At 67.1% G+C, this 20577-nt stretch carries 21 protein-coding genes; 6 read left to right on the top strand and 15 right to left on the bottom strand.

Annotated elements, in window-relative coordinates; translation table 11 throughout:
- Positions 1-102 precede the first annotated feature (102 nt).
- From rpsO to AC1D0A_RS09600, 6 genes are all read right to left on the bottom strand, one after another.
- Positions 103-372, bottom strand: coding sequence for a 30S ribosomal protein S15 (gene rpsO / locus AC1D0A_RS09625; RefSeq protein WP_018774485.1), 270 nt, complete (start codon positions 370-372; stop codon positions 103-105).
- 138 nt (positions 373-510) lie between these two features.
- A complete protein-coding gene (gene kynU, locus AC1D0A_RS09620) occupies positions 511-1860 on the bottom strand; it encodes a kynureninase (protein ID WP_476945680.1) in 1350 nt (449 codons plus the stop codon).
- Entirely contained in the window at positions 1857-2711 is an 855-nt protein-coding gene (gene kynA / locus AC1D0A_RS09615; RefSeq protein WP_028277200.1) for a tryptophan 2,3-dioxygenase, read from the bottom strand. Before kynA ends, kynU begins: the two co-directional genes overlap by 4 nt.
- 96 nt (positions 2712-2807) lie before the next feature.
- The gene (locus AC1D0A_RS09610) at positions 2808-3791 is read right to left on the bottom strand and encodes a bifunctional riboflavin kinase/FAD synthetase (RefSeq protein ID WP_243181747.1); all 984 of its coding nucleotides are present in this window, start codon (positions 3789-3791) and stop codon (positions 2808-2810) included.
- A 191-nt stretch (positions 3792-3982) separates the two neighbouring features.
- Entirely contained in the window at positions 3983-4366 is a 384-nt protein-coding gene (locus AC1D0A_RS09605; protein ID WP_028277198.1) for a hypothetical protein, read from the bottom strand.
- Between the two features lie 133 nt (positions 4367-4499).
- Positions 4500-6269 (bottom strand): HNH endonuclease, encoded by a 1770-nt coding sequence (locus AC1D0A_RS09600; RefSeq protein WP_476945679.1) that lies wholly within the window; start codon positions 6267-6269, stop codon positions 4500-4502.
- Positions 6270-6456: 187 nt separating this feature from the next.
- On the opposite strand from AC1D0A_RS09600, the gene AC1D0A_RS09595 reads away from it, so the two are divergent.
- Positions 6457-7011, top strand: a complete 555-nt coding sequence (locus AC1D0A_RS09595) for an NUDIX domain-containing protein (RefSeq protein WP_243181745.1) — start codon at positions 6457-6459, stop codon at positions 7009-7011.
- Positions 7012-7021: 10 nt separating this feature from the next.
- On the opposite strand, the gene AC1D0A_RS09590 is transcribed toward AC1D0A_RS09595, so the two are convergent.
- From AC1D0A_RS09590 to truB, 3 genes are read right to left on the bottom strand one after another with little or no spacing between them, the layout of a single operon-like run.
- Positions 7022-7573: a hypothetical protein gene (locus AC1D0A_RS09590; protein ID WP_476945678.1), complete on the bottom strand. Its 552-nt coding sequence runs from the start codon at positions 7571-7573 to the stop codon at positions 7022-7024.
- A 19-nt stretch (positions 7574-7592) separates the two neighbouring features.
- Positions 7593-7946, bottom strand: coding sequence for a hypothetical protein (locus AC1D0A_RS09585; RefSeq protein WP_028278244.1), 354 nt, complete (start codon positions 7944-7946; stop codon positions 7593-7595).
- Positions 7946-8944 carry a tRNA pseudouridine(55) synthase TruB gene (truB, locus tag AC1D0A_RS09580; protein WP_476945677.1) on the bottom strand — a complete coding sequence of 333 codons (999 nt, stop codon included), beginning with the start codon at positions 8942-8944 and terminating at the stop codon, positions 7946-7948. The genes AC1D0A_RS09585 and truB overlap by 1 nt, the downstream gene beginning before the upstream one ends.
- Positions 8945-9028: 84 nt before the next feature.
- On the opposite strand from truB, the gene AC1D0A_RS09575 reads away from it, so the two are divergent.
- Positions 9029-10240, top strand: a complete 1212-nt coding sequence (locus AC1D0A_RS09575) for a pyridoxal phosphate-dependent aminotransferase (protein WP_243181742.1) — start codon at positions 9029-9031, stop codon at positions 10238-10240.
- A gap of 87 nt (positions 10241-10327) precedes the next feature.
- Entirely contained in the window at positions 10328-10537 is a 210-nt protein-coding gene (locus tag AC1D0A_RS09570) for a hypothetical protein (protein ID WP_028278246.1), read from the top strand.
- On the opposite strand, the gene trxA is transcribed toward AC1D0A_RS09570, so the two are convergent.
- On the bottom strand, positions 10534-10962 hold the full coding sequence (trxA, locus tag AC1D0A_RS09565; protein ID WP_476945676.1) for a thioredoxin: 429 nt from the start codon (positions 10960-10962) through the stop codon (positions 10534-10536). The two genes, AC1D0A_RS09570 and trxA, sit on opposite strands and share 4 nt — an antisense overlap.
- Before the next feature lie 283 nt (positions 10963-11245).
- Between trxA and AC1D0A_RS09560 the strand changes: the two genes are divergently transcribed.
- A complete protein-coding gene (locus tag AC1D0A_RS09560) occupies positions 11246-12373 on the top strand; it encodes a ScyD/ScyE family protein (protein ID WP_476945675.1) in 1128 nt (375 codons plus the stop codon).
- 70 nt (positions 12374-12443) lie between these two features.
- Here AC1D0A_RS09560 and rbfA read toward each other — a convergent pair whose 3' ends face one another.
- The 5 genes from rbfA to AC1D0A_RS09535 form a co-directional block, all read right to left on the bottom strand.
- Positions 12444-12953: a 30S ribosome-binding factor RbfA gene (gene rbfA, locus AC1D0A_RS09555; RefSeq protein WP_018774499.1), complete on the bottom strand. Its 510-nt coding sequence runs from the start codon at positions 12951-12953 to the stop codon at positions 12444-12446.
- Positions 12954-13144: 191 nt separating this feature from the next.
- Entirely contained in the window at positions 13145-16057 is a 2913-nt protein-coding gene (gene infB, locus AC1D0A_RS09550) for a translation initiation factor IF-2 (RefSeq protein WP_476945674.1), read from the bottom strand.
- A 152-nt stretch (positions 16058-16209) separates the two neighbouring features.
- On the bottom strand, positions 16210-16665 hold the full coding sequence (locus tag AC1D0A_RS09545) for a YlxR family protein (protein ID WP_308197235.1): 456 nt from the start codon (positions 16663-16665) through the stop codon (positions 16210-16212).
- A 157-nt stretch (positions 16666-16822) separates the two neighbouring features.
- On the bottom strand, positions 16823-17803 hold the full coding sequence (gene nusA, locus AC1D0A_RS09540) for a transcription termination factor NusA (RefSeq protein WP_018774503.1): 981 nt from the start codon (positions 17801-17803) through the stop codon (positions 16823-16825).
- Positions 17803-18420, bottom strand: coding sequence for a ribosome maturation factor RimP (locus tag AC1D0A_RS09535; RefSeq protein WP_028277119.1), 618 nt, complete (start codon positions 18418-18420; stop codon positions 17803-17805). The genes nusA and AC1D0A_RS09535 overlap by 1 nt, the downstream gene beginning before the upstream one ends.
- Before the next feature lie 105 nt (positions 18421-18525).
- Here AC1D0A_RS09535 and AC1D0A_RS09530 point away from each other — a divergent pair, with 105 nt between their 5' ends.
- On the top strand, positions 18526-19719 hold the full coding sequence (locus AC1D0A_RS09530) for a ferritin-like domain-containing protein (RefSeq protein ID WP_476945673.1): 1194 nt from the start codon (positions 18526-18528) through the stop codon (positions 19717-19719).
- A 79-nt stretch (positions 19720-19798) separates the two neighbouring features.
- Entirely contained in the window at positions 19799-20527 is a 729-nt protein-coding gene (locus tag AC1D0A_RS09525) for a VIT1/CCC1 transporter family protein (RefSeq protein ID WP_028277118.1), read from the top strand.
- Positions 20528-20577 lie beyond the last annotated feature (50 nt).

Here is a 20577-nt window from a genome sequence, read left to right as displayed (position 1 = left end):
ACCGAGGACCGCGAATGCGTGATGCGGTTGATCCTCCTGTTTAGTTTTTTCCTGAAGAAGGCGGCCCTTTCCGGTCCGGAAGGGGCCGCCCCTTAAAGCTGACTAGCGACGCAGGCCGAGGCGCTCGATGAGCTTACGGTAGCGGGTGATGTCAGTGTTCTTGAGGTAGGTGAGCATGCGCTTGCGACGACCAACCATGGCCAGCAGACCGCGCTGGGTGTGGTAATCGTGCTTGTGCTCCTTCATGTGCTCAGTGAGATCCTTGATCCGCTGAGTCAGGACTGCAACCTGGACCTCCGGCGAACCGGTGTCGCCCTCGGACGTTGCGAAATCCTTGATGATGGACTGCTTTACAGCGGCTTCAAGTGCCACAATAACTCCTAGAGATGTGCCGTGAGGCCCGAATCAGTAATTCACTGCCGGGGGTGCCGTCCCGGAATCCCCCGCCGAAGCCGGGTATTCCGTACACAACAGGAGCCAGCCGCCACGGACTGCAGCCGGATCCAACGTTCAGTTTAGTGGCACGTCCGCGGTCTTGTCGAAACCGCCGGGCGCGGCCGCCGACTCTGCCGGCGCGCCAGCTGCCTGCGGCGGTTGCGGTTTTCCACTTTCCTGGGCTGGGAGCAGTTCGCGAATAGCGGCGACGCCCCGGTAAAGCTCCGCGAAGGATGTGCTGAGCGGCGAGAGCCCGATCCGGAGGCCCTGCGGGGCGCGGAAATCGGGAATCACGTCCTGGTCCCACAATGTGGCGGTCATTTCACGGAAGGCCGGGTGGTCGATCGTCACGTGGCTGCCGCGCCGTTCCGCCGCCCGCGGGGTGGACAGCTGCACGCCGGCCGGCGCCAGCCACGCGTCGTAAAGTTCGAGGGCATAAGCGGTCAGCAGCCGCGACTTCTCCCGGAGCGCAGCCATCCCCGCTTCCTCGATCAGGTCCAGGGTGCCACGCATGGCGAGCATCCCGAAGATCGCCGGAGTGCCGCTAAGGAAGCCGCGGATGCCGGGGGCGGCCTCGTAGCCAGGACCCATCTCGAACGCGTCCTTGCGCCCCATCCAGCCCCAGATGGGCTGCTGCAGCCCGGCCAGGTGCCGTGCGTTGATGTAGGCGAATGCGGGCGAGCCCGGTCCCCCGTTCAGATATTTGTAGGTGCAGCCTGCCGCGAAGTCGACGTCGGCGTCGTCCAAAGCGATCTCTACAGACCCGGCGGAGTGGCACAGGTCCCACACCACCAGGGCGCCGGCGTCGTGGATTGCCGCGGTGATGCCCGGCAGGTCCGCGAGGAAGCCGGAGCGGTAGGCGATCTGGCTCAGGACCACGACGGCGGTGGCCGGGCCGGTGGCGTCCCGCACCTGCTCGACGGTGACGCCGGAGGCGGGATCGGCGTCGATCCAGCGAAGGGTCAGGCCTTCTTCACGTGCGATTCCCTCCACCAGGTAGCGGTCCGTGGGGAAATTATCCGTGTCCAGGACGATCTCGGTCCGGGCCGGATCAGTGACGGCTGCCAGCGCGGCGCGGATGAGCTTGTACAGCACCACGGTGGTGGAATCGGCAATGATCGTCTGCCCCGGCGCCGCGCCGAGCACGGCGCGGCCGAGCTGGTCGCCGATCTTCTCGGGCAGTTCGAGCCATTCCTCGTCCCAGCCCCGGATCAGGCGGCCGCCCCAGCTGTCCTGGATGAAGCTGCTGATGTCGGTGACGGTCCGCTTGAGCGGACGGCCCAGGGAGTTGCCGTCAAGGTAGGACAGGTCCGTGTCCGTGCCGACGAAGTGGTCGCGGTAGCCGGCCAGCGGATCTGCGGCGTCGAGCTCAAGGGCGCGCTGCCACAGGCTGTCCGTCGATTCGGTGTTGGCGGAGATGCTCACTGGCCGATCTCCGTCCGCACGGCGAAGAGCTCGGGGAAGAAGGTCAGTTCGAGGGCCTTCTGCAGGAACGCGGCGCCGCTGGATCCGCCGGTGCCGGCCTTCATGCCGATGGTCCGCTGGACGGTGCGCAGGTGGCGGAAACGCCACAGCTGGAAGTTGTCCTCAAGGTCCACAAGTTCCTCGCAGGCCTCGTATGCGCCCCAGTTGTCGGCGGCGTTCTCGTAGATGTACTTGAACACCGGGACCAGTTCCGGGCAGAACTCGTGGGCCTTGGTGACGTCGCGCTCCAGCAGGGAGTCAGGGACGTCAAAGCCCTGGCGCTTGAGATAGGCGAGGAAATCGTCGTAGATGCTGGGGGCTTCGAGCAGTTCGCGCAGCATCTCGTGGGCCTCGGGGTCCGATTCGAACACCGGAAGCATCTTGGCGTTCTTGTTGCCGAGGAGGAACTCCACCGCACGGTACTGGCTGGACTGGAATCCGGACGAATTGCCGAGGAAGCCGCGGAACTGGGAGTACTCGGTGGGCGTCAGGGTGGCCAGCACGGACCATTGCTCGGTGAGCGTCTTCTGAATGTGCTTGACGCGGGCGATCGCCTTCAGGGCGGACCCGAGGTCGTCCGACCGCAGCCACGCGGCGGCGCTGCGAAGCTCGTGCAATACCAGCTTCAGCCACAGCTCCGTGGTCTGGTGCTGGATGATGAACAGCATCTCGTCGTGGTGTTCCGGGGTGCTGACCGGCTGCTGGGCGCTGAGCAGGGTGGGCAACTGCAGGTACGACGCGTAGCTCATCCGCGCACTGAAATCCCGGACAATGTCCTGGTCCAGTTCCCTCGTGTTTTTCTCGATGGTCACGTGTCTTGCCTTCCTTGCCAAGTGGCTGTGAATCAGCGCGCTCCAGTGAATCAGAACATTGTCCGCGCGGGGGCCGACGCCGATCCGGCCCGGTTCTTAGTGGGCGAACAGGAGGTCGTGGGCCTGGACGACGTCCAGGCGCATCTGCTCCACCAAAGCTTCAGCCCCACGGTACGCCACCATGCCGCGGAGCCTGGCGACAAATTCCACCACAACTGTCTGGTCGTACAGATCGAAGTCGTCGGGAGACTCTTCCGGGCGGTCGATCACGTGGGCCTCGACCTGACGGCTCACGCCGTCGAACGTCGGGTTCGAGCCCACGGAGATGGCGGCGGGCCAGCGCGTGCCTGCCTGGTCCACGAGCCAGCCGGCGTAGATGCCGTCCGCGGGGATGTACCCGGTGGCCGTCGAGGAGAGGTTCGCGGTGGGGAACCCGAGGTCGCGGCCGCGTGCGGCACCGTGCACCACCTCGCCGCGCATCCGGTGCGGCCTGCCGAGGACGGCAGCGGCGGTGGCGACGTCGCCCGCGCGCAGGGCCTCGCGCACCCACGTGGACGAACAGCGGCGGTCCGTGCCGTCGTCGTCGTGGATGGGAAAGCCCTCTGAGCCGAATTCGCTGATGACCAGCACCTCGAACCCGAGCTTCTTGCCCAGCTCCTGCATGGTGGCGAGGTCGCCGGAATTGCCGCGGCCAAACCGGGCGTCGTGGCCGACCACCACGTGGCTGGCCTTGAGGCTGTCGACCAGCACTGTCGCGACGAATTCCTCGGGAGTGAGACTGGCGAGCTCCATCGAGTACTTCATCACCAGCACGGCGTCGAGGCCGAGCTCTCCGAGAGCCACGAGCTTGTCCTCCAGCCCCATGATCAGTTCGGGAGCCGATTCCGGGCGGTGTACCTGTGCGGGGTGCGGGTCGAAGGTGATGGCAACGGCGCGTGCGTGGTTCAACCGGGCGGTACGGATGAGCTGCGACAGCACCTGCTGGTGGCCGCGGTGCACGCCGTCGAAATTGCCGAACGTGACAACCGAAGGACCAAAGTCCGCCGGGACCTCGGACAGATCGTTCCAGATGTGGACCATCAACCTCGCCTTTTGCTGCCTGCCATGAACTGCTCCGGAGCGACCGTGCCGGCTCCGGAACTCTCTTAGATTACCCGCAATCCGGGCAACTCCCGGACGGTCCGCCGGGCTCCCGGGGCATCCGCGTAGAGGCCCCGCCGGAGGAACCACGGTTAATGGGCGGCAGGGAGAAGGTGTGAGGCGGGCGCGCACTAGCGCCCGAGCAAAAGCCGCCGCTCGCTGTCGCGCACCGTCTGTTTCCGCCAATTCCGCCAATGCAGCAGGACGGCGACGAGGATGAGGGGGACGTGGAGCCCGGGCAGGATATTCGCTAACCACCGCGGCAGGTAGATGTCCGTGACGGAGCCAGAGCCGTCGCCAAGATTTTTCGCGACGACGGTCAGCGGGCATTGGAAGCCGGTGCCCGCAAAAATCAGCGATTCGCTGGCAACCACGACGGCGGCAGCCCTCGTTTTCCGGTCATTTCGGCCCGTGATGCCGGCGTACAGGACGTAAGCCATACAGGCCTCGATCACGAGCCAGGCAAGGGTGTGGAGCGTCTTTACTGCCCGCAGCATCAGACTGCGCTGGTCCATGCCTCCACCCTAGGCCCGACCGGGCGCGCATGCTTGGGACTTTCGGCCCGGTGCAGGGAGCCCAGCGACGTAGGGCGCTGATTTCGGGGGTCCCACCGAGTCAGTCGAGGCGAGCTTCAGTCCAGGCGCGGGGTCACGCCAGGCGGAAGTAGCTGTTCCGTCGGGGCGTCCGGGCTGGATTAAGGTGGGGTGGCGGGATGAACCAAGGGATTCCGGTGCGCATCTGGATGCTCCAGTGTTCCTTATGGATCACGTGGTGGTGATGGGAGCAGAGCAGGGTTCCGTTCTCGGCTCCGGTGGTTCCGCCGCGGGACCAGTAGGCGATGTGGTGGGCCTCGCACCAGGGGGCCGGAATGGTGCATTGCGGGAAGGCGCAGCCCCGGTCCCGGGCCGTGATGGCCTTGCGGATGTGGGGCGGGAAGACGCGGGAGGCCCGGCCGATGTCCAGGACCTGGCCCTCGCCGCCGAGGACGACGGGGATGATGTCGGCGTCGCAGGCGATCTTGCGCACCGTGAACGCGGTGACGGGGCCGGTGAACGCCAGAGATCCCGTGGCCCCGTTTTCGGAGCCGGTCGTCCCGAGCCGGGTGAGCAGGTCGCGGTAGTCAATGGTGGCCATGACCTGGGGCCGGAGCCCGCCCGCGGCGGGCAGCCCTCCGGTGGCGAGCGCCGCCTTGCAGGCACCGACCAGGCCGTCGAGCAGCCGTTGGGGCCGGGAGCGGAGGTCCAGGGACGGCAGCGCGGCGTGCTGTTCGGCCGTGGCGGGCTCGTCAGACGGGCCGGGCTCGTCGGCCGCTTCGGACCCGTCACCCGGTCCGGCCTGCGCCGTGTGGCCGGTGGCGGTGCCTTCGCCGGTGTCGGGGCCGCTGCGGGGGTTGGTGGCGGTGTTCATCACTGTCACAAGGTGTTCGAACTGGTCCGCGGTCGCGAAGATTTCCAGGTGCTGCAGGCCGTGCCGGGGTTTGCGGAGAAAGGCGCCCTGGAGCTGGCGGAGCAGTTCCTCGGAGGGCTCGGCGCCGTCCTGGTCCAGCGCCTCGGTCCACCGGCGGGCGATCCGAGCCAGGAAGTCGGCGTCGTTTTCGATGGCCGTCACTGTCAGGGCATGTTCCATGGTGGCGGCGGCCTCGGGGAGGCAGCTGTGCCGGACCCGGTCCAGGGCGAGCGTGATGACGGTTGCGGCGCGGGACGCGACCTCGCCGGCCGCGACGGCAGCGGCGAGCTCCTTCCGGACCGGTGGCCCGGTATGGCCGCCGCTGCCGGCGCGGGGCAGCAGCTCGGCGGCCAGCGTCAGCCGGCGCTTTGCCTCGGCGGCGCTGATCCGCAGCCGCGCCCGCAAGAACTCCGTGGCGTTCCGGTAGCCGTCATCCGCAGCAGCGGACATCCCCATTTGCCCGGCCAAGTCACCGCGGGGGCCAGGTCCGGCCCCGGCAAGCGTCCCGCCGACAGGTACGCCGTGAGCCCCGGCGTCGGAAACGGCATCAGCTCCCCCGCCGGCCCCTGCATCCGTCCCGCCGTCGGATTCCTGTTTCCAGCCCGTGAGCCAGCCCGCCTGGGCCGCTTCCTCACCCCAGCCGTGTGCGGCCGGCGCGGTGAACACGGCTTGTTGGCGCGTCCGTTCTACCGCGGCCGCGGCAACGAGCTGGAAGTATTCGACCGTGCGGGACAGGTCCTCGACGTGGCCGGCAAAGTCCGCAGCCTCCCGCAAGCCAAACCAGGCGGCGTCGACATCCGCAGTCGGGCTCGAAGCCCGCAGCGCCGCCAGCGCCGTCTCCACCGCGGCGCCCAGAGCGCCGCCGGCTGCGTCAGCCGCGCCGGGAACGGCGGCCAGGCGGGGATGCCGGGAGGACACAGCCGGGCCGGCCCACGGGGCCCGGTCCGGGATGAACTCTCCAATGGCTTCCATAACTAAACTCTGCCAGAGGGGTACGACAGAAATAGCGGAAGCCATTCTTGCCGGCGCGCGACTCATAGTGAGAGTGACTCCCGGCAGCGCACCTCAGAGCATCTGGAGCGCATAGGGCACGTCCGGGCACGTAACACTGCGTACGACCCCCGCCCTCCTACGGACCGGTGCGTGGCAAGCTGTAGGGATGGACAGCACAGCCGCTCCCCAAGTCGGGGAATCACCGTTCGCACCACTGCTGCCGGGCGATCCGCGCCGCCCGTTGGGCCCACGCGATCCTGGCGATGCCTGGGTCGATGGCGACCGGGGGCGGTTCTGGGGTCGGTTCGGTTCCGCCGGGCTTTTGGTCCACGACCCCGCCAAGGGGGTCCTTCTCCAGCACCGCGCCTTGTGGAGCCATCAGGGCGGCACCTGGGGGCTCCCCGGCGGCGCCCTGCACCAAGGGGAAGAAGCCATCCACGGCGCGTTGCGGGAAGCACACGAGGAAGCGGCCGTGCCTCCGGGGAATCTCGAGGTCCTGTTTACGTCGGTGTTCGACGTCGGCTACTGGTCCTACACCACCGTGGTGGCCCTTGCGCTGCAGCCGTTTGAGGCCGCGATCAGTGATGCGGAAAGTATCGAACTGCAGTGGGTGGGGGTCGACGGCGTCGGCGGCAAGGAACTGCACCCGGGCTTCGCCGCGGCCTGGCCGGGGCTGCGCAGCAGGCTCACGGAGGCCCGGGGCATCGCCGGCCGCTTGTAGGCAGCCGGAGTTAGTGGTCCCGGCGCGCAGGGCGGCGGCGGTACAGCCAGATAAGTCCCAGGATCGGCAGCAGGAGCGGGATGAATCCGTAGCCGCGGCCAAACAGGGACCACACCGTCTCATGCGGGAAGTTCACAGAGTCGAACACGCTGAGTGCTCCCACCACCAGGACGCCCACAAGCTCCACCAGGACTGCCGCCACCGAGACCTTGAACGCGGTGCGCCCCGGCTTCGCCAGCGACACGGTGGCCACGACGTAGACGGCGGCGGCGAACGCGGACAGCATGTACGCCAGCGGCGCCTCAGAAAACTTCGTGAGAATCTGGTAGCCGGCCCGGGCCGTCGCCGAAATCGCGAAGACGGCATAGACAGCAATCAGCAGCCGTCCCGGCCCGGTGTTGCGGGTATCGGTCGTTGCCGGCGCAGTTTCAGTCGCCCCAGTGCCCGGCGCCGCGGTTTCCGCCGGCGCAGTGTCGGCGGATTCAGCGTCCGCCGGCCCAGGGGTCCGGGACGCCGGCGCCGCCGGGTTTCCGGTGCCGTCGTGCGGGGAGTTTGCGCTCACGTTTTCTGCCTCTTCCATCTCAATACCAGATCTGGTTCATGCGCGCCGCCATCACCAGGGCGGTGACGCCGACGGCGGCCAGGACAAAGTTGCTCCAGCGGGTCCGCTCCAGGATGGACCAGTAAACGGCCCCGATCGGAAGGATCAGCGCCGTGGCCAGATAGCCCCAGAACTCCCAGGACTCTCCCGCGATCCGCTCGCCGCTGGCCACCCGGACAATCGAACCCCCCAGATAGACCAGGAGGGCAAGTTCGACGGCGGCCACCGACAGTATCGTCGTGTCGTTGGGCGCCTTTTTCAGGAGGCCCGCGACGACGCAGATGATGCTGGAGAGCAGGCCAACCACCAGAATGATGTAGAAATACGCGTCCACTACTGGCCGGCCGGCTTTTCGGTGGGCTGCTTATCTGTTGGCCGCTTTTCTGTAGTCGGCTTGCCGTTGCCGGGCTTTTCGTTGCCCGGCTTTTCATTATCCGGCGCGAAGACGAGCACAGGTTTGGCGTAGCTTCCCGCATCGGCCAGGAGGGCCACGAGCGAACCATCCGGCGCGAACGCCGCTGCCGGTTTGTCCGCGGTCGCTGCCTCGGGCGTGCCTGCGGTTGCTCCGGCTCCGATTCTGCGGCCGAAGGAAATCTCGGTGGTTTCCGCCTCGCTGAGTTCACGGTTCGGCATGAGTGCCCGTGCGGCGTCCGAGATTTCCAGGACGTCCAGCGTCTCGGCCAATTGTTCGAGGGTGTGCGCCTGATCAAGGGTGTATGGACCCACTTGAGTCCTCCGCAGTGCAGTCAGGTGGCCGCCGACGCCGAGAGCACCGCCGAGGTCGCGGGCCAGGGCACGGATGTAGGTACCGGAGGAGCACTCCACGGTGACGTCGACGTCGAGGGCCTCGCCGTCGTGGACGGGACGGGTCTCGTGGATCTCAAAGCGGTGGATCGTTACAGGCCGGGCTGCGAGCTTGACCTCTTCACCGGACCGGACCCGGGCGTAGGCGCGTTCGCCGTTGACCTTGATGGCACTGACGCTGCTGGGAACCTGCTCGATTTCCCCGGTCAGTGCCGCGACGCCGGCGCGGACGGCGTCTTCGGTGACCCCGGCGGCGCTGCGGGTGGCGGTGACCTCGCCTTCGGCATCGTCTGTCACGGTGGATTCACCGAGCCTGATGGTGGCCGTGTAGGTCTTGGACGTGCCCACGATGTAGGTCAGCAGCCGGGTGGCCTTGTTGATGCCCACCACCAGAACGCCGGTGGCCATCGGATCCAGTGTCCCGGCGTGGCCAACCTTTCGGGTACCGGCAATCCGCCGCATCCGTCCAACCACATCGTGGCTGGTCCAACCTTGCGGTTTGTCTACTATCACCAGTCCAGAAAGCACGCCTCCCAGTATATGCGGGCAAGCCCTGCCCCGACGCCCACCGTCCCGCCGCCACCGCGGACGCCGGGCGTTAGGATGGCAGACATGCCCGAGCTTGCCGCACATGTCCGCGACGTCCCGATCAACCAGATCCGCGAGATCACCGAAGCCGCCTGGGGAACGCCCGGTGCGATCGTGCTGAGTATCGGGGAGCCGGGCTTCGCAGTCCCCCGCCATGTCCTCGAGGCCGGCATGGCCTGCCTCGACCGGGACGAGACCAACTACACACCGAACGCCGGAATCCCCGCGCTGCGGGAGGCCTTCGCCGCCCGCTTCCGTGAACACAATGCGACGCCGGTCGGCGCGGAGCGCGTCTACGTGGTCGACGGCGCCCAGCAGGGCCTGCATTTCGCCATGAGCCTGTTGCTCTCCCCCGGGGATGAGATCCTCATCCCAAATCCCGGCTACCCCACCTTCGCGATGACGTCCAGCCTGCTGCACGCCGTTCCGGTCCGCTACCCGCTGTACCCGGAGCACGATTTCCAGCCGCGGATCGAGGACATCGAGGCGCTCATCACGCCCCGCACCAAGGTGCTGATCCTGAATTCCCCGTCCAACCCGCTCGGTGCTGTCCTGGGCGAGGATCTGACCCGCCGGCTCGTGGAGCTGGCGAGGCGGCACGATCTGTGGGTCATCTCGGACGAATGCTACGAGGCGTTCACCTACGATGTCCCGCACATCAGCCCGGCCCGCTTCGACAGCGACGCCCCAGGCGAAGCACGCGTTTTCACCTCGCTCACGCTCTCCAAAACCTACGGGCTGACGGGACTGCGGATCGGTGCGCTGATCTGCCCGCCGGGGCTGGAACAGAAGATGAACAACGTCATGGAGTCGATCGTGTCGTGCGTGGCCTCGCCGTCGCAGTACGCCGCGCTGGCAGCGCTGACCGGTCCGCAGGACTACGTCAGCCACGCCCATGCCCACTACCGGGCCAACCGCGACGCGGCCTCGGCGGTGCTGCGCGCCCGCGGCATCCGCTACCTCGCGGCCCAAGGCGCGTTCTATTTGTGGGCGGACGTCTCGCATGCCAGTGGCGGGGATGTCCGGTCATGGACGCGCCGCTTCCTGGCGGACTCCGGGGTGGCCTTCGCCCCCGGCACGGCGTTCGGCTCGATCGGCGAGGGTTGGATCCGGATCGCGCTCTGCGGCAGTCAAGCCGATCTGGTGGAGGGCCTCGGGCGCATCCCTGCGCGCGAGCCTGCGGGCACCGACGGGTCAACCGGCCCTATCGCCGGCGAAGCTGGCGCCCTAGCCTGAGCTCACGGCGATTCCAGGCCTGCCCGGTGTACTGGCGGCGGGCTGGCCCGACAGGGCGCCGCCGATTTCCGGCCGAGGGAGTACATCGTGTGGTGGCAAGACCTGTTGTGGGGTTTCTGGAATGGGCTGACGGCATGGATCGTCCTGATCGCCCATGTCTTCGGCTTCTGGAGCGAATTCCCGTTCTACAACTCCGCCCGTGCGGGAAACTGGTACGACTTCGGCTATCTCCTGGGCATGGGATCTCCCGTGCTGGGCGGCGGCCTGGGAGCCCGAGGACGCTCAAGACGCCGCTAGGCGGACAGCGCGGCGTCGAGCCAACTGCGGAGGGCCGCGGCTTGCGGCGCTCCAGCCTGGCGGGCCGCCACTGCCCCGTTCTTGATGACAAGCAACGTTGGAATGGCCTGGACATCGAACCGGCGGGACAGCCCCGGGGAGGTGTCGACGTCGACCTTCACGAGCTTGACCTTACCGGCCCGCTCCACCGCCAGCTTGTCCAGCACCGGGCTGACCATCCGGCACGGCCCGCACCAGGCCGCCCAGAAATCGACGAGAACCGGAACCGAAGACTGCTCCGCCACAATCGGAAAATCTGCGTCACCCGCCGCCACTATCCACGGAAGATCCTGGCCACAATTGCCGCAGCGCGGGTGCCCGGCAGCCGCCGCGGGAATCCGGTTGGTCTTCCCGCAGTGCGGGCACTTGATCAGGCTGGATTCCACGGCACGCCGGTGCCTTCCCGCATACACGCACTCATGGGTCCATGGGACTCGCCTGCACTTGGACGGGCATAGAGTCGAACGTCACCGACGCCGAGGACAGGAGACAAGCCAGGAGAAATGAGCGTCCGCGGGAACTGTCGACTTCGCCGGCCCGCTGGAATACAATCCGCTTGGGAAGCAGGCGTGGGTTTCCGGCTGTGCTTCCCCGATCTTCAAACGGTCTCATCGGTCTCGAACTGTGGATACTTCATCACGGCCACGGGAGCACACCATGAGAAAACTAATGACATTTCCATCCGCGGCTGCTATCGCCGCGGTGTTCCTTTCCACCCTCACGGCTGCGGCCGCCACCCCGAACGGACAGCCACCGGCCACTCTGGCGGGCGGACTGGTGGCCCCGCTTCATGTCAGCGCCGGCCATGACAAAACCGTCACGGTCAGCGAAGAATTCGCGGGCCGGCTGACCCGGATCGACGCTCACGGTACCAAGAGCGTCCTCTACTCGAATCCTGCTTGGGACGTCGCCGGAAATGCCCAGCGCGGATCGACAACCTACTTCCTCGAGAGCCAGGGCGCTGGGCCCGAGGACCAACGTCCGCTCGCCGGTCATGTTCACACCATCGATGGCGACGGTCGGCAACGCACCTACGGCGACTTCGCCGCACTGGAAGCTGGGCATAACGCCGACGGAGAAGTCCACTACGGCTTCCGCAACCTGCCGAACGGGTGCGCAGCGCTGCTGCCGCCCGAGATGCCGGCGGCCTACAACGGTGAAGTGGATTCCCATCCATACGGGATTACCGTCTCCGGCCACACCCTCTATGTGGCGGATGCGGGCGCAAACAGCGTGGTGTCCGTTGATATAGAGAGCGGGAAGACACGGACCGTCGCTGTACTGCCGCCTCGGCCGTTCACGATTACGGCCGAAGCCGCAGCCGCCAACCACCTGCCGGCCTGCGTGGTCGGGCGGAGCTACGACTTCGAGCCGGTACCCACCGATGTTGGGGTTGGGCCGGACGGCTGGCTCTACGTCACGTCGTTGCCGGGAGGACCCGAGGACCCGTCCTTTGGGGCCAGGGGCGCCGTCTTCAAGGTGGATCCGGACAACGGTTACGTGAAGGTGTTCGCGGACAAGATCCTGTCCCCCACCGGCTTGGCGGTCGATAACGACGGCGACGTGTTCGTCGCGTCCCTGTTTGGTATGGGAGTCCTCAAGATCGACGGGGACTCCGGCCGGCAGAGCACGCTGTTGAGCGCTGGGCTCACGGCCGACGTCGCCCTTCAAGGTTCCACGCTGTACGCCACCGTCAACGCCCTTCCGCCTGAGGGCCCCTCGAAAACACCCCCCAACGGCCAAGTCGCGGTCCTGAGCCTCAAGCACGCATCGCAAAATAGCGCCTCTGGCACCTAGCAGCACCAAGACCCGGAACAGCAGGGGCCGGATCCGTTACCGGTTCCGGCCCCTGCTGTGGAAGGCATTCCTACTTGTTGCGGTCCTCATCGATTGCGTCGTTGTCAATGAGGTCCAAGTCCTCTTCGTCAAAGTCGTCCTCGTCGAGCTCCACGTCCTGCGGAGTGTCACTCTTGTAAGGATCGGCGTCGCCGGCGTGCTTTGCACTTTCGGCAAGCGCGGCCACCTCGGCGTCCCGCTTCTTCGCCGCCCGGAGCAGCTCCTCAAGGTTCGAGGCGTTGACAGGGATCTGGTCAGCCACGAACTCGAGCGTCGGAGTCAGCCGCACGGTGATGTTCCGCCCGACTTCCTGCCGCAGCACGCCCTTGGCCTTCTCAAGCCCCTTGGCGGCATCGGCCTGGGCCACCTCGTCACCGAACACGGTGTAGTAAACAGTTGCGTGCTGCAGGTCGTTGGTCACCCGAGAGTCAGTCACGGTGACGCCTTCCAGGCGGGGATCCTTCACCCTCCGGCCCAGCGCCTCAGCAACGACAACCTTAATCCGCTGCGCCAACTTGGCGGCCCGTGCGGGATCAGCCATTTCCACTCCTAAAAATTTGGATGTACGACGGCGCTGTAACGGCTGCCGTACACCAGTTGGGTTTTCATGCCACGCGGGCCGACGTCGTAAGACGTCGGCCACCCAGCGTAGGGGCGGGGCCCCCTCTACGGCGGAAAAGTGCAGGGCCGCCGGAAAATCCAACGGCCCCGCACCTGTACTGCTAAACCAACCTAGACGCGCGGCTTCTCGCGCATCTCGAAGGTCTCGATGATGTCACCTTCGGTGATGTCGTTGAACGAGCCAAGACCGATTCCACACTCGAAGTCCGTGCGGACCTCGGTAGCGTCGTCCTTGAAGCGCTTGAGCGTCTCAACGGTGAGGTTGTCACCGATGATCTTGCCGTCGCGGCTGATGCGGGCCTTGGCGTTGCGCCGGATAACACCGGAGCGGACGATCGAGCCTGCAATGTTGCCGAACTTGGAGGAACGGAACACTTCGCGGACCTCGGCGGTGCCAAGCTGGACCTCTTCGTACTCCGGCTTGAGCATGCCCTTGAGGGCTGCCTCAATGTCATCGATTGCTGCGTAGATGACGGAGTAGAAGCGCATGTCCACGCCTTCGCGGTCTGCCAGTTCGGCAACACGCTCGGCGGGCTTGACGTTGAAGCCGATGATGACGGCGCTGTCGACCGTTGCCAGGTTGACGTCGTTCTGCGTGATCGCACCGACACCGCGGTGGATGACGCGGAGCTGGACACCCTCGCCGACGTCGATCTTGAGCAGCGCGTCTTCGAGGGCTTCCACGGCACCGGACACGTCACCCTTGAGGATGAGGTTGAGGGTGTCGATCTTGCCATCGGCGACGGCCTGGTCGAAGTCTTCCAGGCTGATGCGCTTGCGGCGCTTGGCCAGGGCGGCGTTGCGGTCGGCGGCTTCACGCTTCTCGGCGATCTGGCGGGCGGTACGCTCGTCAGCGGTCACGAAGAAGGTGTCACCGGCGCGCGGGACGTTGGACAGACCCAGCACCTGCACGGGGCGGGACGGGCCGGCCTCGGTCAGGGCGCTGCCGTCGTCGTCGAACATCGCACGGACGCGGCCGTGGGCCGTGCCTGCCACGATGGTGTCGCCGACGTGCAGGGTACCGGACTGAACCAGGACGGTGGCCACGGAACCGCGGCCCTTATCCAGGTTGGCTTCAATCGCGATACCGCGGGCGTCCTTGTTCGGGTTGGCGCGCATGTCCAGGGCAGCGTCTGCGGTGAGCAGAACGGCGCCGAGGAGCTCGTCGATGTTCAGGTTCTGGCGGGCAGAGACCTCCACGAACATGGTGTCGCCACCGTATTCTTCCGGAACCAGGCCGTACTCGGTCAGCTGGCCGCGGACCTTGTCCGGGTTGGCGCCTTCCTTGTCGATCTTGTTCACGGCCACGACGATCGGCACGTTGGCCGCCTGGGCGTGGTTGAGGGCCTCAACGGTCTGCGGCATGACGCCGTCGTCCGCTGCGACCACCAGGATGGCGATGTCGGTAACCTTCGCACCACGGGCACGCATGGCGGTGAACGCCTCGTGGCCCGGAGTATCGATGAAGGTGATCTTGCGATCGATGCCTTCGTGGGCGTGGGTGACCTGGTAGGCACCGATGTGCTGCGTGATACCGCCGTGCTCGCCCGCCATAACGTCGGACTTGCGGATGGCATCGAGCAGTCGGGTCTTACCGTGGTCAACGTGACCCATGACGGTGACAACCGGAGGACGTGCCTCGAGGTCTTCATCGCCTTCGGCTTCCAGTTCGGCGTCGAAGTCGATGTCGAAGGTGGAGAGCAGCTCGCGCTCCTCGTCCTCCGGGGACACAACCTGGAGCTTGTAACCAAGCTCCTCGCCGAGCAGGGCGAAGGTCTCTTCATCCAGCGACTGCGTGGCCGTGGCCATTTCGCCGAGGTGGAAGAGGACCGTCACCAGTGCTGCCGGGTTTGCCTCGATCTTGTCGGCAAAGTCCGTGATGGACGAGCCACGGCGAAGCCGGACTACGGTGTTGCCGTCGCCGCGGGGTACGCTCACGCCACCCAGCGACGGAGCACTCATCTGCTCCAGTTCCTGACGCTTGGCACGCTTCGACTTGCGCTGCTTGCCACGGCCTGCGCCGCCCTTACCGAAGGCACCCTGGGTGCCGCCGCGACCGCGACCGCCCTTACCAAAGCCACCACCGGCCGGAGCGCCGCCACCGGCACCGGGAGCACCGGTACCCGGAGCGCCACCCGGACGGCCCGGACCACGGCCTCCGCCGCCGGGACGGCCGGCACCAGCGGGTGCGGGACGTTCGGTGCGGTTAGGCATCATGCCGGGAGTCGGGCGGTTGCCGCCGGCTCCTGCCGGACGACCGGCGCCGGGAGCGCCGGCCGGACGCGGGGCGCCGGGGCGGGGGCCGCCTGCGCCTGCTGCCGGACGGGGACCACCCGGACGGGGGCCGCCTGCGCCTGCTGCGGGGCGCGGACCACCGGGGCGTTCACCCTCGGTGCGGCTTCCGCCCGGACGGGGCATGCCCTGGGAAGGAGCGAACGGGTTGTTGCCCGGACGCGAGGGACGTTCGTTGTCGCCGCCGCGGCCGCGGGGCATGCCCTGGGACGTGGCGAACGGGTTGTTGCCGGGACGGGGACCGCCCGGACGCGGTGCAGAACCACCCTGGCGTGCCGGAGCAGCCGGGGTTTCAGCCTTAGGGGCCGGACGCGCGCCGGGCTTGACGCCCGTCGACGGAGCGGCCGGGGCCTGGGCGGCGGGGGCTGCCGGGGCCTGGGCGGCGGGGGCTGCCGGAGCGGCGGGCGCGGCGGCAGGTGCCGCAGCGGCCGGAGCCGGAGCTTCAGCCTTGGGTACTGCAGCCGCCGGCGCTGTGGGCGCAGCGGGGCCAGGCGCAGGCGCCGGACGGGTCGCTGCCGGGCTGGCAGATGCCTGGGGGGCGGACGCCGGAGCTTCTGACTTCGAAGCTGCGGGGGCGTCGGGGTAAGCGTTGCGCAGTTTCCGCACAACGGGAGCCTCGATTGTTGACGAGGCGGAGCGAACGAATTCGCCCAGTTCCTGCAGTTTGGTTACTGCATCTTTGGAAGTAATACCGAGCTCTTTAGCAAGCTCATGTACGCGGACCTTGGCCACATTTCTCCTGTCTCGGTCCGCACCGAGCCAGGCACGAACCGTCTACTTCTTACTGCGGGCCTCCGCCGCGAATGCAGCTGAAAGGCCCATTGCAGAGCGCAACAAAGTTGTCATCGTTGCGCACTCATCGCTGGGAACTCATCGGGTTTCCATCAGTTTTCTGACCCGCTTTCAGGTTGGACGGTTGTTGCTGCGGCCACCGGGGTGCCCACGGCTTCCGTGCCGGCAGTGATCCGGCGTTCAACATCGGCTGTACCGGCTGCGCCGTTGAGGGCGCGGCCGAACGCTCGACGTTTGACCGCCAGTGCCAGGCACTTTTCGCTGGGGTGCAGCCATGCTCCCCGGCCAGCCATCCGGCGTCGTTCATCCACCACGACGGCGGACGAACCACCGGCGCCGGCGACGAGCCGGAGTAACTCCGACCGCGATCCTTTTTGTCGGCATCCGATACAGGTGCGCTGCGGCTGATTCCCGAGGTGTTGCACATGTGCCACGTTCGAGTATCTTCCTGCCAGTACAACTGCTTGGTGAATCACCGCGTCCCGGGAATCCGGGAAAAACCCAGACGCGCCAAAGACACACGGATACCGGCCGTGAGGCGCGGTCATGTCTATTCTAGCCCCTCCGGCGCCCGGGTCCCGAACCCAGGCATGCCGGTCAGCTTGGAAATCACGGCTAACCCGTGAGAGCGCACACAGGCTGTGGGCCGCGATGGCGGCCCGCAGCGCCTGTTGGTGCCCGTGTTCGTGCGCTTGCGTGCCCGCGCTATTTGCCGGTGTTGACGGCGGCGTCGGAGACGATGTCGATTCGCCATCCCGTGAGCTTGGCGGCGAGACGGGCGTTCTGCCCCTCTTTGCCGATGGCGAGGGAGAGCTGGTAGTCGGGAACGACCACCCGGGCCGAACGCGTGGCTTCGTCGGTGATTGTGACCGAATTCACGCGCGACGGCGAGAGGGCGCTGGCGATGAAGGTCGCCGGATCGTCGTTGTAGTCAACGATGTCGATCTTCTCGTCGTTCAGTTCAGTCATGACCGCCCGGACACGCGACCCCATTTCACCGATGCAGGCACCCTTGGCGTTCACGCCGGGCGTGTTTGCCTTGACGGCGATCTTGGTGCGGTGGCCGGCTTCGCGGGCAAGCGCCACGATTTCGACCGAACGGTCCGCGATCTCGGGAACTTCGAGTTCGAAGAGCTTCCGGACGAGCCCGGGGTGGGAGCGGGACAGCGTGATGGACGGGCCCTTGGTGCCGCGGTGGACGTCGATCACGAAAGCGCGCAGCCGGTTGCCGTGGATGTACTTCTCGCCGGGAACCTGCTCGGGCGGCGGCAGCAGTGCCTCCACCGTGCCCAGGTTCACCTGGATCATGTGCGGGTTGTTGCCCTGCTGGATGGTGCCGGCGACAAGCTCACCTTCACGGCCCTTGAACTGGCCCAGCACGTTGTCGTCCTCAGCGTCCCGGAGGCGCTGCAGGATGATCTGCCGTGCGGTGCTCGCCGCGATGCGTCCGAAGCCCGCGGGGGTGTCCTCGAACTCGCCGATCGGGGCGCCGTCGTCGTCGATCTCGGTGGCCCAGATGGTCACGTGGCCGCTCTTGCGGTCGAGCTCGGCCCGGGCCTTTTCGAAGGCGCCGGGGGTCTTGTGATAGGCCACGAGCAGTGCCTGCTCGATTGTTGGAATCAGGAGATCCAGCGGGATTTCACGCTCACGCTCCAGGAGTCTCAGTGCGCTCATGTCAATATCCATCAGGCCTCCTCAGAAGGTCCATTGTTTGCTTTTTCCAAGCCGGCCTCTTCGAGGTGGCTGAACTCTATCTCGACTTTTCCGCTGCGGATCCTGTCGAAAGGAAGCTTGACGGGTTCACCTTGTTTGGGCTTCATGCCCTTCTTGACGGCGATTTCCGGAACGAGGGTGACTCCCCCATCGTCTACGGACTGGACCCTGCCGGTGACGTTGTCGCCTTGGATCACGTTCACGTTGACCATCCGCCCGCGGGCACGGTGCCAGTGCCGCTCCTCTGTCAGTGGACGGCCGACGCCGGGTGAAGAGACTTCGAGCTCATAGGGGCGCGCGTCCATGCTGGGGTCGTTGTCCAGGGTGTCCGAAAGGGTCTTGGAGATCTCGGCGATGACGTCGAGCCCGACGCCCCCGGTCTCCTCCTGCGGCAGGTCCACCACTACGTGGACCACCCGGTTGGCGCCGGCGACATGGATGGATACGTCCTCCAGGTACAGCCGGTTCGCCAGTACTGCGGGTTCCAGGAGTGCGTGAAGGCGCTCGGCCTCGACATTTTGAACGGTTGCGGCTTCAGCCTTTCCCGTCCCGGTCCGGTCTGTTGAAGTCGTGGCTTCTGCGTTGGTCATGATGCCGGCCGCCTCCCGCTAGATGATGTTGTGTGTACTAGCCTAGCGATTTTCCGGGCGGCGTGGTGCACGCAGTTCCGGGCCGGCATGACAACATGGTCTGTTGTGAAAGACGACACCAGGGAAAAGCGATGGCAGGATCACTTTCCCCGGTCGCTCCCCCGCTATGTGCTTTTGGTGTGCCTCGCCCTGGTGGTGGTGAGCCTTGGCGTGGTCCTGACGCCGGCCAGTCCGCCGGAGCCTGCGATCCCACCCTTTTCTGAGCAGGCGCGCGCCGCCGCACTGGCCGAAACCCGGCAACTGCTGGACGCCGGCAGCCAGCTTGGCACCGCGGCCCGGGCCGACTCAAAAGACGGCCCGGCCGAGGGCGCTGATGGCCGTCCGGCCGATGCCGGGGATCCCGCCATCGACCGGACTGTGACCTTGCTGACACTCCAGGCGCAAGCTCTGCTGGCACCGGGAGAAAGTCCTGCGGACCCGGCCGGCGCGGCTTCCGCCTCCGGCCGGGCAACGCCCCCGGCAGCGTCCGCCGCACCTCTTCCGGCGACCGCCGCCGGGCTGGTGGCGGCCTTGGCAGGCAGCGGCCGCCAGCGCCTCGCGGACGCGGCCAAGGCCGACGGCGGCATGGCACGGCTGTTGGCCGCCGTCGGCACCGCTCAGCTGCTGCAGGCGTCCGCCCTCGCCGCCGGCACCGGAATGGCGGCGCCGGCAGCCGACGTAACCCCGCCGCAGGTGTCCGGCACCTGCCCGTCGCAGTCAGCAACGGCCCCAACCACAGAGGGTCAGGCCGCAACAGAACCGTCCACAGCAGCGCAACCCGAAGGAGAGCCAACCGCGGCCGCGTCCAGCCTCGGCGGCGCCCTGGCGTCGGCTGCGCGGACCGAGGCGCAGACCATCTACGGTTACCAGGTGGCGCTGACCCGGCTCGGCGGCGACGCGGCGAAATCCGCGGCCGAGGAATTGGCCCATCATGACGCGCTCCTTGGCGCCGTGGAATCCCTGAGCCGGCTGCACTGTTCCGCGGTGCCAGCACGCGAGGCGGGCTACGCGCTGGCGCCGTCCTTCCTGGCCTCCCCCGCCGCCGGCCTCGGCGACCTGGAAGCCGCCACCCTGCCGGTCTATGGCGACCTCGTGGCGCTGAGTGAGGGCGGGACCCGGCAGTGGGCCATCGCTGCACTGTTCGGGTCTGCGAAGCGGGCGGTGCAGTGGGGTGCGGATTCCGGCGCCCTGCCGGGCCTGGACAGGGCGTCGATGCCGACGCGGCCGGCGGGCGAAACGCCGTCGCAGCCCGCGGGCTGAACGCCGGAGCAAGCCTCGGCTTATTTTGGTAAGCCTTGGAATACTGGCATGCCCCGGCCCCGGGTGATTTGCTGTAGGCATGGAAACGACCGGCGCCGCAACCCAGCACGAGAACGAGCCGCACCACAATGACATCGCACACCGCCTCAATTGGCTCCGCGCGGGCGTCCTGGGGGCCAATGACGGCATCGTCTCCGTCGCAGCGATCGTCGTCGGCGTCGCCGGCGCCACCACCGATACCGGAGCAATCCTGCTCGCGGGCGCCGCGGGCGTGGTGGGCGGCGCTATCTCGATGGCGCTCGGGGAATATGTCTCCGTCAGCAGCCAGAAGGACAGCCAGCACGCCTTGATCGAAAAGGAGCGCCGGGAGCTGGAGGAACAGCCGGAGGAAGAGCTCGAGGAGCTCGCGGCGATCTACCAGGGCAAGGGCCTCAGCCCCGCGACCGCACGGACCGTGGCCAAGGAACTGACGGCGCACGATGCGCTCGGCGCGCACCTCTCAGCCGAACTCCATATTGACGAAACCGACATCGTGAGCCCGTGGCACGCGGCGTTCGCTTCTGCCATCGCGTTCCTCGCCGGTGCAATCCTGCCCATGATGGCCATCCTGCTGCCGCCGGAAAGCATCAGGATTCCGCTGACCTTCGTGGCCGTGCTCGTGGCGTTGGCCGCCACCGGCGCCGTGGGCGCGTGGATTGGCGGTGGCTCAAAGCTCAAAGCAGCGATCCGCGTGGTGATTGGCGGCGCCGTTGCCCTGGTGGCAACGTTCGCGATCGGCAACGCGCTCGGCGCGAGCGGCATCGTCTAAAGGCCCCCGGTCCCAGAGGAACCATCCGAGGTCCGCCTGGGGCAGGCCAA

The organism is Arthrobacter sp. P1_D4 (assembly GCF_056406115.1).
Note: the sequence above shows the minus strand (reverse complement) of the source record. Positions and strands in the feature narration are given on the sequence as shown.